This window comes from Kibdelosporangium philippinense, from assembly GCF_021390435.2.
GTDB lineage: Bacteria > Actinomycetota > Actinomycetes > Mycobacteriales > Pseudonocardiaceae > Kibdelosporangium > Kibdelosporangium philippinense.
On sequence record NZ_JAJVCN010000001.1, the window covers coordinates 3,384,014 to 3,397,560 of the forward strand.

Consider the following 13,547-nt stretch of genomic DNA (forward strand, 5'->3'; position numbering starts at 1 on the left):
GAAGCGGGCTCATGAGTTTTCGTGTTAGTTCCAGGATGCGGGCCGCGTTGGCGGCCGCGTCGGAAGACCAGATCATTTTCGACCTTGCCGGGATCGAGCGGGCGTACGACTCGTTGGTCAGCGAGTTGCCAGGGATCTCGATCCGGTTCGCGATGAAGGCCTGCCCGGTCGACGAGGTGCTGGCGAGCCTGGCGCGCCGAGGCGCCGGTTTCGACGCGGCCAGTCCAGGAGAAATCGTCCAAGCGTTGGGCACTGGCGTGCCGGCCGGGCTTGTGCACTACGGCAACACCGTCAAGTCCGATCGCAACATCGTCGACGCGTACCAACTGGGCGTCCGTGACTTCGCCACAGACAGCATCGCCGACGTCACGGCCATTGCAACATACGCACCGGGTTCCCGTGTGTTCTGCCGGCTGGCGACCACGGGAGCGGGAGCCGTGTGGGGCCTGAGCCGCAAGGCTGGCTGCTCTGGTACGGACGCGGTCCGCGTGCTCGCGGCCGCCGAAGAGAAAGGCCTGACACCATCGGGCCTTTCGGTACACGTCGGCTCGCAGCAGATGACAACCGCTGCGTGGCAGGACGCGTTCAACCGGCTCACCGGAGTCCTCATCGCACTGTCCCGGTTGGACATCCGGATCGATCACATCAACCTTGGCGGCGGCTTGCCCGCGCTCGGTTATCGCGACCGGGCTGGTCATGCGCTCAACCCGCCGCTGGACGCGATCTTCGCGACCATCCGCAACGGCATGTGCCGCCTGCGTGAAATCGCGGGCACACCGCTGGATTTCATCATGGAGCCCGGCCGCCACCTGGTGGCCGATCATGGTGCGATCCGGGCGCACGTCTCCCGGCTGTCGTCCCGGCGGCAGCTGACCGGGGACCGTGAACACTGGCTGTATCTCAGCTGTGGCAAGTTCAACGGGCTCTACGAGATCGACCAGTTGCAGTACCGGCTGGCATTTCCAACACATCACGACGGCCACACGGTCCCGGCGATCGTGGCGGGACCGACGTGCGACAGCGACGACACCTTCGGGCACGAGCACAATCTCGTCGAGGTGCCGGAAGCGGTCGCGTCCGGCGATCCAGTGTGGATCCTGTCGTGCGGTGCGTATTCGACCAGCTACACAACGCAGGGATTCAACGGGTTCGCGCCACTGCCGGTGACGCTGTTGCCCAGCGAGCAGATGGCGCACGTCGATGCTTGTTGAGACAGTGCGTATCCGCCCCATCGGTGCAGCCGATTGGGCCGGTATCGCCACGCTGGAACACAGCGTGTACGCGCCCAAAGGCCTGTCCGAGGGCCAGGCGGTGCTGGAATCCAAGGCAAACGCGTCACCGGAGACGTGCTTTGTCCTGACGTCTGACGAACAGATCGCGGGCTATGTACTGGCGATGCCATACCCGGAAGGCCAGTTCCCGGATCTGGACTCGCCGGAGGCTGCCGGTTGCGCGTCCCGCAATCTGCATCTGCACGACCTCGCCATCGCCGCTGCCTTCAGGGGCAGCGGCCTGGCGGGGCGGCTGCTGCGGCATCTCACCGCGACGGCCCGATCACGCTCATACAACCGGATCTCGTTGATCGCCGTTGCGGGCAGCGCAACCTTCTGGTCCGCCAACGGTTTTCAGCCCCACCCCGAGATCGCGCTGCCCGCCAGCTACGGCGCGAACGCGATGTACATGTCCACGGCAATCTAGGAAAAACGATAATGCGCAACGAGTTCCGTCGGGCCCAGCTGGCCATCGCGGCACTGTTCTTCTCGCTCGGCTTCCAGTACGCGAGCTGGGCCGCACGGATCCCGGTGATCAAGGCATCGCTTGACTTGACGCCTGCCGAGGTCGGTGTCCTGCTGCTGGCAACGGGTGTGGGCGCGGCAGCCGCGTTCCCGCTCGTGTCACTGCTGATGAAAAACCTCGGGTCACGACGGCTCGCGACGCTCTCCTGCCTTGGGCTCGTCCTTGTTCTCGGCGGAATCGCCTCGGCACCGAACTATCCGGTCGCCCTGGTGGTCATGCTCGCTGATGGCGTGATCGTCGCGTGCCTCAACGTGGCGATGAACGCCCAAGGTGCTGCGCTGGAGGTCAAGTTCGAGCGCAACACCATGGCGAAGCTGCACGCGGTGTTCAGCGGTGGCACGTTCATCGCCGCATTGCTCGCTTCCGGGGTCACGGCGGCGACCGATTCGCTGACCGTGCACTTCGGAATCTCCGCGGTGATCTTGCTCGCGTTGACAGCTTTCGCATGGCCTGGACTGCTTCTTGAAGACCTGCCCGCGCAGGAAAAGAAGCGTAGCAAGTTGACTCTGCCGTCCAAGGTGACCGCGTGGCTGGGACTGGCCATGGTGTTCGGCACGATCGTCGAGGGTGCCATGACTGACTGGTCAGCGCTGTACCTCAAGGAAATCGCGGGTGCTCCCGAGGAACTGTTGCCGATGGGCATTGCTGTCGTGTCGGCCATGATGGTTCTGGCGCGCTTGTTCGCCGACGGTTGGCGTGCACGCTGGGGCGACCGGCAAATCGTCATCACCGGCGCCACGCTGGCCGCGGCCGGTCTGGCCGTTGCCTTGCTACTCGGCGGTTTGGTGCCCGCGCTGATTGGGTTTGCCTGCGTTGGTCTCGGTATGGCGGCGGTCACGCCTTGTATCTACGTTGCCGCTGCCAAGGAAGGCCCGAACGCGCTGACTCTCGTTGCCACCATGGGAACGACAGGATTGCTCGCTGGGCCGCCCGTGATTGGCTTCATTACCAACGCAACCACGTTGGTGTGGGGCATGGCGGCTGTGGCATTGTCCGCTTTGCTCGTCACCGCGTGCGTGTCACAGGTCCGTTGGCACGCACGCAGCTCGGAGAACGTCCCGGCATGAAGGTACGGCGGGTCCTTTAAGCGGGGGCCCGCTGTTCCAGCCGTTCAGCGAATTCGCGCCACGAGTCACTGCATTGGCGCGCTATGTCGGCCACCGTGTTCGCGCCCCGTCCTTGCGCTTCGTCGACGAGGGCCTGCCATTCCTCGGCTCCGATGCCGTCACTGGCCAGCCAGCGCAGCAAACCGCGGCCGGACTCCGTGTCCCGCAATGACGGGTCGACCAGCAGGACTTCCATCACCATCGTGATGATCCGCTGCGGGATCGGCTCGGCCGCTTGCTTCGCACGGTGTTTCGCCGGCACGGGGTCCTCGCCGCGCAGCACGCGCTCACGGACATCCGCCGCCGTTCCCAGCGAGATCCCTGCCTGCTTGGCGATCTGCCGTAACGGCATCCGTGGATTGGCCTTAACCAGCTCCCCAGCCGACCTGCGACCCTCCACACTGCTCAGTGGACGACGTTTGCCGTCGCGCCCGATCCGCAACGACGCGACGTCCGCGGCGGAATCCCTGCGGATCCCGGAGACTGTCTTGGCCGCGAGGCCGGTCGCCGCCGCGATCGCCCGATCCGACCACTGCGGATGGGAAATCAGGATGCGCGCTGCCGCGGCCCGCCTGTCGTACAGCGACAGTGGCAGCCCGTGGGCAAGGTTGAGCCGCACGGCAAGCAGAAACATCTCTTCGTCGGTTCCCTCGACGAACCGCGCTTCGACTGTCTGCCTGCCTCGCGATATCGCGGCCTTGACACGGTGTACACCGTCGACGATCCGCATGCTCGGTCTGTGCACGACGATCGGCGGGAGCGGCAGTTCGGACTCGGCGAGCATCCGGATGTGGTCGGCGTCTTCGCCTTGCAGTCGTGGCGAGTCCGCCGGGCGTAAGGACGTGATCACGACCGGCTCGCACGGACCAGCCGGATCGATCTCCACAAGCACTGGGCGATTCCCCCTTGTTACTGGCACTCGGTTCTCCCCTCGGCATGCACTCCCCCAGCGACAACCCTTCGGCGCGGTGTGATGGTTCAATTGATTCAAGCCGTGAAAAAAGCCGGCTCGACGTGACCCCTTACAGTCTTCACCACTGGTTTAGACCAATACCACCGTCCCAGCAGTCGGCGCACGCTGTCAAGTGCGACACGGCGGCCGTCCGATTTCAGACAAGACCCAATTGGCCCGATAGCACAGGACTTGGTGAATATCCACCATGGGTCGGTCCATAAAGGACATGGGAAGGGCGGCAAATCCGGCTATTGTGGACAATCTTCCGGGCATGGGAAGCGCCCGAAGGGGCATGCCAGTAGCGGCCATGACCAAGGTGGGCATAGCCGGGTGGGCGGGCTTGGGGTCTTCAGCAGGGTGGGTGGTAGTCCAGTCCTGGGAAGTACTGGTTCCACTCCGGTTGGCTGATGCTTGGGTGTGCGAGCGCGCACACTCTGTTCGCCGCGTTGTTCACGTCCGTCTGCCACAACCGGGCTGTTCGGTCGTGACTACCAGTCGCAACGGTCCGACCGTCCGGGCTGAACACCACCGAGACGACCACGCCGGTGTGCCCTGCCAGAGTGGCTACTTCGCGTGGATTGGCGGGGTCACGGACATCCCATAGCCTCGCGGTCCTGTCGTGGCTGCCCGATACCAAGGTCGAGCCGTCTGGGTTGAAGGCGACCGAGGTTACGGTTTCCGTGTGGCCCTTGAGGATGCCGATCTGCTTGGGATTGGCCATGTCGGCTACATCCCATAGGCGAACATCGTGATCCCAGCTGGCTGTGGCGAGGACACGTCCATCTGGGCGGAACGCGACTTGGGTGACGCGGGAGGTGTGGCCGCGCAAGGTGTTCACTTCACGCGGGTGCGCCGGGTCAGTCACGTCCCACAGGTCAGCCGTGTTGTCCGCGCTCGCCGTGGCCAGGGTGCGGCCGTCGGGGCTGAAGCGGACCGAGGTGATCGGCTTGCCCTCGATCGTGCCGAGTGGCCTTGGGTTTGCGGGATCCCTGATGTCCCACAAGCGGACCGCGTCCCCGCCGACCGACGCCAAAGTCCGCCCATCTGGGCTGAATCTGGTCGACCATACGGCCTCGGCATGCCGGATCTCCCCCATCGGCCGTGGGTGTGCCAGGTCGCGTACGTCCCACAGCCGCGCGGTCTGGTCCTCGTGACTGGTCGCCAACTGTGTGCCGTCCGGGCTGAACAACGCGGACCACACGGTTGTCTCCAGTTGGATCACCGCGAGCTCGCGTGGCCGCATGGCATCGCTGATGTCCCAGAGACGCACGGTCTGGTCGTTGGCCGCGGTCGCCAGCGTGCGCCCGTCAGGGCTGAAGACCGCCGAGCGCAGCGAGTCGGCGTGCTTGCCGAAGATCAACTGGGCGAAGTTTTCCACCCGGGTTGTCTTGTCCGCGCTGCTTGTGATCAGGCTGCGGCCGTCGCGGGTGAAGGACACCGCTTTCACCATGTTCGTGTGCCCGTTGAGGATAGTGATCTCGCTGCGCTCAGATACGTCCCACAGCCGCACGGTGTAGTCGTTGCTACCACTGGCTAGGTACCGGCCGTCGTTGCTGAAGGCCACCGTGTTGACGATGTCCGTATGTCCGTTCAGGACGGCCATTTCACGGCGTTCACGTACGTCCCATAGCCGAACCGACTTGTCGCTGCCAGCCGAGGCGACGGTAAAACCGTCCGGACTGAAGGTGACGCCGTTGATTCCACCCGGGGTTGAGAACTTGACGATCTCGCGTTGCGCGCGTACGTCCCACAGCCGGACCGTCTTGTCGTTGCTGCCGCTGGCGAGCGTGATTCCGTCGGGACTGAACATCAGCGCCCTAACGCCGCCGGTGTGCCCAGGCAAGGTAGCGACTAGGCGGCGGTCACGGACGTTCCACAGCCGAATAGTCTTGTCGTTGCTGGCCGTGGCCAACGTGCCGTCTGGACCGAACGCTACGGCGTTGACCGCGCCCGTATGTCCGTCCAAGGCACCAATCTCGCGGCGCTGATGGACGTCCCACAGTCGTACGGACTTGTCAGCTCCACCGGTGACCAGGATGCCGTCTGGGCCAAAGGCCACGGCGTTGACGCTGTCGGTGTGTCCAGTCAGCGTGCCGAGTTCGGTCACGTTCTGCGGGTTGCTGATATCCCATAGGCGCACGGTCTTGTCCGAGCCTGCCGTGGCCAGCATGCGGCTGTTGGCATCCTCAGCAGAGGCCAGCACCTCGGCGGTGTGCGCGGCGAGCCTGCTGGCGATCGGGTTCGATGTCGTCGCCAGCAACCTGTCGCGTGTCTCCGGGATCGCGCTCAGCCGGTACGCGGCGAGGCTGAGCTGAGCGGCCAGTGCGGGGTTTGTCGCCTCCAACGCGGCCGCGTCGCTGACAACCTTGTTGGCGAGCGCGATGTCGCGTTGTGCTGTGGCGTCGCGTTGGGACTGGATGGCGTAGACCGTCGCGCCGGACGCCAACATCAGCAGCGCCGCGAGCAAAGCCACGAGCTGACGCAGCCGACGAGTGCGGCGCCGGGCAGTGGCCTGTTCCACGGCCAAGGCCCGCTGGCTGGAGTCGAGGAACTCGCGTTCCCGCTTGGTCAGCATCTCGCCGTGCGCGGCCGCCCAGTCGCTCGCCCTGGCCAGTCGTGTGCCACGAAGTAGCGCGCCTGGATCGCGCTCCGCAGTCTCCCAAGCGTCGGTCGCGTCCGTGAGCTGCCGGTGGACCCGCAGTCCTTCGCGGTCGTCGGACAACCAATCCCGAAGGCGAGGCCAGGAGCGGATCAACGCCTCGTGCGCGATGTCGACGGTGTCGCTGTGCAGCGTCAGCAGCCGGGCGCTGGCGAGCCTTTCCAGCACGGCCCGCGTGTCTGGATTGTCCGCATCGAGTTCCCGTCGGTGGACGCGGCGTTTGGTGTCCTCGGTTCCTTCGCCCAACGCGACCAGTCGTAGGAAGATCCGATGAGCTGTCTCGCGCTGCCCGGCGTCCAGGCCGCTGTAGACGTCCTCCGCGGTGCGCGCGATGGCGTGGTGGATTCCGCCCGCCGCCTCGTAGCCGCCGAGAGTGAGGCGGGCTCCGCTACGCCGACGCCAGGTCTCCAGCAACGCGTGCGACACCAGCGGCAGGACCGCGCCCTCGCCCGCGGTGTCGGCGATCAGTTTGGACACCAGCGCCGTTTCGACCATGCAGTCCGCACGCGCCGCAGGCCCGGTGATGGCCTCGCGCAGCTCGTCCGCGGACATCGGTCCGACCAGAACCTGGGCGTCTTCCAGGGCTTCCACGAGCTGCGGGTACTGGGCGCAGTGGCCGTAGAAATCCGCCCTGACGCCGATCACCACCCGGGCCCGGCTGGTCTCCGACCTCGCTGCGTAAACCAAAGCCGCGATGAACCGGGATCGCTGGTCGCGGTCGGCGCACAGGGTGAACGCCTCTTCGAACTGGTCGATCACCAGCAGCAGATCCGTCCCGTCCGGCTCGCGGGCCACAGCCTGGCGGATGACCAGGTGCAGGTTGTTCGGATCCGCGTCCAGCTCGGCACGTACCGACCCCGCTGACCCGCTGGTCAACGCGGCAAGCCGGACCGCGCACTCCTCCATGGGATTCGGCCCTGGCGTGAACACCACGCTCGGAGTGGAAGTCCCAGCGATCAGGCCCGCCCGCAGCAAGGACGACTTACCTGACCCGGAGGCGCCGAACACCCCGACGAACCGCCGCTGGTCAACCCGGGCGCGAAGCGTGTTGACCAGTTTCTCGCGGCCGAAGAACCGGTCGGTGTCGTCCGGTTGGAACGCAGCCAGCCCCACGTAGGGCGGGACCTCGTCATCCGAGGTCGCGACCGCCGGTTGCCGGTCGTTGAGGGCGTGCCAGCGCTGCTCCCACTCGTCGCGGTCGCCCCCGCAGGCGTCGACGTAGGCCAATGTCACGGCGAGGCTTGGCCTTGTCCGGCCGTTCGCGGCCTCGGACAGGACGCTCGGCGAGTAGTGGGCGACCTTGCTCAGTTCGCGGTACGTGGGGCTGCCGGCCTTGTCGCGCAGGCCGCGCAGATCCGCGGCGAACGAGAGCAGGACGTCGTCCGCGGACTCGAGCGGACGCTCTGGTCGTGGCACAGCTCGTCCTCGTCTTTCCCAGTCTTTTCCACTTGACCAGTGGTCATACCCAGTATCCCATTGGTTGTTTTTGATTGATCGGCGGTTACGCTCCGGCGCCGATCAACGGATCTACCGTAGACACAGCGTTATGGGCGAGCTGGGGATCGTCGGCCGTGCGGCGGAATTGGCGCGGATCAACTGGTTGCTTGACCACACGTCCACGCTGGTGCTCGAAGGGCCAGCGGGGATCGGTAAGACGACGGTCGTGGCGGCGGCCGTCGCGCAGGCGCGGGCGCGCGGCTGGACCGTGCTGCAGTGCAGTCCTACGCCTGCCGAAACCGGCTACGCGTATGCCGGGTTGTCGGACCTGTTCACGTCGTTGCCGGAGATTCCGGCCGTCCAGCGTCGCGCGTTCGAAGTCGCTACGCACCGCGCGGACGCTCACGAACCGGTCGACCCTCACGTGGTCGCGGCTGCCACCGTGAGCGCGTTGCGTGCGTACGGTCCGGTGCTCGTGGTCGTGGACGACGTTCAGTGGTTGGACCCGGAGACCAACGCGGTCCTGGACTTCGCAAGCCGCAGGTTGGGCGGTGCGCCCGTCGCGCTGCTGGTCGCTCGGCGCGCCGCGCGTCCAGGCGCGCCGCCCTGGGGTCCTTGTTCACAGCTGTGGCTGGACGGGTTGTCCGAGGGCGAGTTGCACGACGTGGTGTATCGGCAGCGTGGCAAGAGTCTGCCGCGGCCGACGGTGGCTCGGCTGAACGCGGTGTGCCAGGGCAACCCGCAGATGTTCCTGGAGATGGCTGGCTCGGACGCGATTCCAGCGTCGCTTCTTGGTTTGGTTCCGCCTCGTCCCTCGGGTGACGTGCTGCTGACCGCCGCGGCGATGACGTCTCCGACCGTGGAAGGGCTGTGCGCGGCGCTGGATGACGACGTGGCCGCTGAGCTTGAGGCAGGTGAGCTCGCTGGGCTCATCGAGATTGACGGCAACGACGTCAGGTTCGTCCACCCGCTGTTCGCGGAGGTGATCTATGGCGAGGCCGCCGCGCCACGGCGACGGGCCGTGCATCGTCGCCTCGCCGAGGTCTCGCGAGACCCTCGGCATCTCGCGTTGGGCGTGATCGGGCCGTCTGAGCCGGTCGCTCAGATGTTGGAGGACGCGGGCGGCGTGGACATGCTGCGGCTGTCGCTGGCCAAGACGCCGAGCCAGGGCCCCCGCGGCAGGCGTGTGGTGTCGCTCGCCGAGGCACTGTTCTCTTCCGGCGACCTTGATGCCGCCCGGGAGTTGCTTGAGGAGGAAATACCCGGGTTGGCTGGGCCGTTGCGAGCGCGGGGGCTGATGGTTCGCGGCACGATCGCGTGGTATCAGGAAAGCAGCGTGGTGGCGGCGAAACTCCTGGAGTCAGCCCTCGATGACGCCGATGAGGAACTGACTGGTGAGCTGCACTCGCGGCTTTCGGTGTTCTACGAGAACGACCGGGCCGAGGCCCACCGGCATGCCGAAGCAGCGGTGGCGACGCATCCGGACGCGTTCGCCAACCTGTCCTATATCGAGACGCAGCTCGGCCTGCCACCTCGGCAAGTCGACAATGGCACGTGGCACCTCGCCGTTGACTCCACAGTGGACCGTGCGCGGGACTGGTTCACCACCAGGCTCGCGTCCAGCCGGGACGTACCCAGCGAGGCCGATCTGCTTGTCCGGCTCGGCGAGGTCGAGCTGATCGCCGACAACCTCGTTGCCGCCCGGGACTACGCCAAAGCAGCAGCTACCGCAGCTCTGCAACTCGGCCAACCGTTCGCGGACTCCGCGCTCCGATTGCGCGCCCTTGTCGATGCTTATCGAGGCGACCTCACCGCGGCCAAACAGGTAGCGGAGGATGGCGCGGACCGGGCCGAAGCCAGCGGTGAACTCGCCGTGGCCGTCGAGTACCTGCGCGTGCTCGCCTTCATCGCCGCTTCCTCAGGCGATCCCGAAGCCGTCGTCGCGTACACCGGACGCAGCCGCCGACACCTCGAAACCATGGGAATCAAGGAGCCGATCGGGCGCCACGACCCCGCGGCCGAGCGGATCTGCGCGTTGGCCGAGCTCGGCCGGATCACGGAAGCCTCCGCCGAACTCGCCGCCTTCGAACAGCGTTATGCGCGGTTCCCGCGGCCGTGGATGGAGCCGGTGATCGCACGTGCCCGTGCGACGATCAGCGGTGCAGCGCTTGAAGTTTCCCCGCAGTGGGGACAGTTCGAGCAGGCTCGGGCCTTGGTGCTGCGCGGCCGTTTGCTCCGCCGCGCCCGGCAACCCGGCGCAGCCGCGGCAGCACTCACCGAAGCCGAATCGATCCTGACATCCCTCAACTACCTGGTGTGGGTGGAGATGGCTCGCGCCGAACTGGCGAGAGTCAGCCGTCGCCGAACCGCGGCCGCCCAGCTGAGCGAAACCGAACAACGCGTCGCCGAACTGGTGGTCACCGGCATGACCACCAAGCAGGTGGCGGCAACCCTGTTCATGAGTCCGCGGACGGTCGAGTCGCACGTTGCCCGTTCGTACCGGAAGCTCGGCATCCATTCCCGCGCCGAACTCGGGCGGGTGATCGGGTAGCCGTAATCTATTGCCATGACTGCAGAAGAGCGTTCGGCTCAGATCGCTGACGTCCTGTCGACTGAGTTCGCAGCGCTGATCGCCTTGGACCGCGCCGCGTTCCGCCGTAAGTTCCGCAAGATGGCGGCTTCGCCGTTCGCGTTCTACCGTGGCAGTGCCTGTCTGTTCTACGCGGACATGACCGGCAGGTACGCCGCCACCGATTTTCTTGACTCGGAAACCAGCCGGGTGTGGATCCATGGTGACCTGCACGCGGAGAACTTCGGAACGTACATGAACGGTTCCGGACGGCTCGTGTTCAACGTCAACGACTTCGACGAGGCCTACGTCGGACCGTTCTCATGGGACCTCAAGCGCCTCTCCGCCAGCGTCGCCTTGATCGGTTACGCGAAGGCCTTATCAGACAAGGTGATCACCGACCTGGTCACCCGATTCGCAACGGCGTATCTGACCGAACTGCGGGCAATCGTCGCCGGCGGAGAAGAGGCGATCGGCTCGATCACCCTCGACAACGCCAACGGCGTCCTGCTCAGGGTGCTCCAGCGCGCCCGGCTCAACACCCGCGTCGAACTGCTCGCCGATCAGACCACACTAGACAACTACGAACGGCGTTTCGCCGACGGTGACGGCGTTTTTCGGATCGACGAGGACACGAAGCAGGCCGTTCTCGCTTCGTTCGAGAACTACCTCGGCACACTCCCCCACCCGGCGACCACCCTGCAGTCAGTGGCCACCCAGGTCAAGGATGTGGTGCTGCGTAAGGGAGTCGGCATTGGCTCTGCCGGGCTGCCGTCGTACAACCTCCTGCTGGAGGGGCACACCGAAGCACTGGAAAACGACGTCGTGATCTACATGAAGCAGGCCCAGGTCCCTGCCGTCGCCAGGCACATCTCGGACGCGTCCGTGCAGGGGTACTTCAAGCACCAAGGGCACCGGACTGTGGAGTCCCAGCGGGCGCTGCAGGCGCATGCCGACCAGTGGCTGGGTTACACGGAGTTCAACGGCATCGGTCAGATCGTCGCCGAGGTGTCGCCTTATGCGGCCGATTTGGACTGGTCGGACGTGAACGAGCCGGAAGAACTGTCCGGTGTGATCGGTGACCTTGGCCGCGCGGTGGCCAGGATGCACTCGGTCGCCGACGACGAGTCCGGGCACGATCTTGTCGACTTCGCGACCGAAGAGGCGATTGTGGCCGTAGTGGACAAGGATGAAGACGGGTTCGTCGCGCACCTGGTCGACTTCGCCCACGCCTATGGCGCGCAGACCCGCCAAGACCACCAGAGCTTTGTGGACCTGTTCCGCAACGACCAGATGCCCGGCCTTTAGCCTGGTCACCCCTCGTGAGTGGTTAGCAGCGTTAGAACACGCGTAACCACTCACGAGGGTTTTAGATCCGGCGGGCCGCGCGGAAACCACGGGAGTACATGCCGCCATCGTCCAACAGGGACGTTCCACCGACGTCGCCGAGGGTCGGGCCGTTGACGCGTTCGCGGCTGGACATGAACCTGTGCCGCCCGTCGGAGTCGACACCGAGGTAGATGCCCGCGTGGTCGAGTTCGTCCGCGCCGCCCTCGACCTCGAAGAACACCAGGTCCCCTGCTTGCAAGGTCTCGAATGTGGTGCTGCGCCGCCCGGTGTTGGGAATCGGCGTGACCCCTGGCCCGAACTCAGCCATCGCGTACGCCCGTCTCGGCAGCCCTGGGCCGGGGGTGTTCGTGCCAAGCAGCGGGAAATCGTGGCGGTAGCCGTACACCAGCCGAACGAACCCTGAACAGTCGACGGCACCATAGTGCTTGCTGTCGGGTTTGGTCCGCGTGCCGTCCTCGAATTCCCATGGCACGCCTAAGTAATCGTAGAAGTCCGAGCGTTCTAAGCGGCCCGCGCCCGTCGCCGCCACCGGGCCGAAGGCGGCGTCGCCGCGGAACCGTACGCCCTCGGCATTCTTCTGCGCGGCGGCGCCGTCGATGTATTCCATTGCCACTGCGAGGATGTCCGGGCTGGTGTCGCGCAAGGCTTTGGTCAACCATGGCTGGAACCAGGAGGCTTGTTCGTCGCCTTGACGCCATGGTTGCGGCGCCAGGCGTACCCAGGCGTCGGTCGTGACTTCGGCTTTGGTGGCTTTGGGCTCGCCGAATGTCCTGCTCGCGCCGGTGATCACGACCGTCCTCGCGCCGTCGGTCATCGTCGCGGCCACGGCCGTTCCATTCCGGACGACCGTGCGCGCCGGATTGTCCAGCCGCTCGAAGGTGTAGCCCTCTTGTTGTTTCGACGTCACGGATTGAGGTGCCGTGGAGCTGCTCTGGGCCGGTTCCTGATCAAAGTAGACGAAGGCAACGGCGGCCACACCGATTGCCACGATCAAAGCGATCGTCGCGATTCTGGACATGTCACATCCTGCCTTTCGTCATGTGGTCGGCACCAATCCGATCAGGACACCGCTGATCAAAACGCCATAGCTGGCCAAACTGACCGCGGCCGTGCTCAGCACTGTGGCAACCGGCGGCTGCCGCACAAGCTGGTACGCGATCAACCCTGGCACAACGAAACCGAGCGTCTGATGGGCGAACAACAACGGAAAATCGCTCTGGATCAACACGAACAACGAGGTCTGCAGGAGCACACCGGTCAGGACGACCGAGGCGAACAGCCGCTTGCCATACAGGATGACCACTCGTTGCAGGACTTTGGTCAGGATGAAGGTCGCGATCGTCGTGCCGACGATAATGCCTGCGCGGCGATAATCCTCGACCATTGTCAACGCGATCCAGCCGGGGGTGATCATCCCACCTGGCGAGAGGTTGGTTGCCAGGTAGCAACCGAGGGAGAAGACGAGTCCGATCGCGAGCCCGAGGGTGGCGACTTCGCTCAGCAGGTTACCCGTGATCATGAGGTTGTCCCCGGTGGTCTACGGGGTAATGGGGTTGTCTCATGGGTCCACCGTGGAACGGGACTCGGCCGGAATCCAAGAGGCTTTTGTGGCACTACAACCGCCTCTTCCGCCGTCACCTCTTTCAGCTCCTTCAACCCTTGCAGGAGCACTTC

Annotated in this window: 9 protein-coding genes; 5 read left to right on the plus strand and 4 right to left on the minus strand. The window is 65.5% G+C overall.

The genetic code is table 11. The annotated features are described in order from the left end of the window. The first annotated feature begins 11 nt into the window (after positions 1-11). Genes LWC34_RS15655 through LWC34_RS15665 form a run of 3 tightly spaced genes read left to right on the plus strand, consistent with a single transcriptional unit; the run spans position 12 to position 2,864 of the window. A complete protein-coding gene (locus LWC34_RS15655; protein ID WP_233725792.1) occupies positions 12-1,211 on the plus strand; it encodes a type III PLP-dependent enzyme in 1,200 nt (399 codons plus the stop codon). Then, complete coding sequence (locus LWC34_RS15660; protein WP_233725793.1) at positions 1,201-1,698, plus strand: GNAT family N-acetyltransferase; 498 nt, start codon at positions 1,201-1,203, stop codon at positions 1,696-1,698. Before LWC34_RS15655 ends, LWC34_RS15660 begins: the two co-directional genes overlap by 11 nt. Positions 1,699-1,709: 11 nt before the next feature. Beyond that, positions 1,710-2,864, plus strand: coding sequence for an MFS transporter (locus tag LWC34_RS15665; RefSeq protein ID WP_233725794.1), 1,155 nt, complete (start codon positions 1,710-1,712; stop codon positions 2,862-2,864). Between the two features lie 16 nt (positions 2,865-2,880). Here the strand turns inward: LWC34_RS15665 and LWC34_RS15670 are convergent, their stop codons facing one another. Both LWC34_RS15670 and LWC34_RS15675 read right to left on the minus strand, forming a co-directional pair. Then, positions 2,881-3,795, minus strand: coding sequence for a ParB/RepB/Spo0J family partition protein (locus tag LWC34_RS15670; protein ID WP_233725795.1), 915 nt, complete (start codon positions 3,793-3,795; stop codon positions 2,881-2,883). Positions 3,796-4,207: 412 nt separating this feature from the next. Further along, complete coding sequence (locus LWC34_RS15675) at positions 4,208-7,933, minus strand: nSTAND1 domain-containing NTPase (RefSeq protein ID WP_233725796.1); 3,726 nt, start codon at positions 7,931-7,933, stop codon at positions 4,208-4,210. A gap of 130 nt (positions 7,934-8,063) precedes the next feature. Between LWC34_RS15675 and LWC34_RS15680 the strand changes: the two genes are divergently transcribed. Further along, the gene (locus tag LWC34_RS15680; protein ID WP_233725797.1) at positions 8,064-10,505 is read left to right on the plus strand and encodes a helix-turn-helix transcriptional regulator; all 2,442 of its coding nucleotides are present in this window, start codon (positions 8,064-8,066) and stop codon (positions 10,503-10,505) included. Positions 10,506-10,520: 15 nt separating this feature from the next. Beyond that, positions 10,521-11,831 (plus strand): DUF2252 domain-containing protein, encoded by a 1,311-nt coding sequence (locus tag LWC34_RS15685; RefSeq protein WP_233725798.1) that lies wholly within the window; start codon positions 10,521-10,523, stop codon positions 11,829-11,831. Between the two features lie 61 nt (positions 11,832-11,892). Here LWC34_RS15685 and LWC34_RS15690 read toward each other — a convergent pair whose 3' ends face one another. Both LWC34_RS15690 and LWC34_RS15695 read right to left on the minus strand, forming a co-directional pair. Continuing rightward, entirely contained in the window at positions 11,893-12,891 is a 999-nt protein-coding gene (locus LWC34_RS15690) for an NlpC/P60 family protein (RefSeq protein WP_233725799.1), read from the minus strand. Positions 12,892-12,909: 18 nt separating this feature from the next. Continuing rightward, the gene (locus LWC34_RS15695; RefSeq protein ID WP_233725800.1) at positions 12,910-13,392 is read right to left on the minus strand and encodes a poly-gamma-glutamate biosynthesis protein PgsC/CapC; all 483 of its coding nucleotides are present in this window, start codon (positions 13,390-13,392) and stop codon (positions 12,910-12,912) included. Positions 13,393-13,547 lie beyond the last annotated feature (155 nt).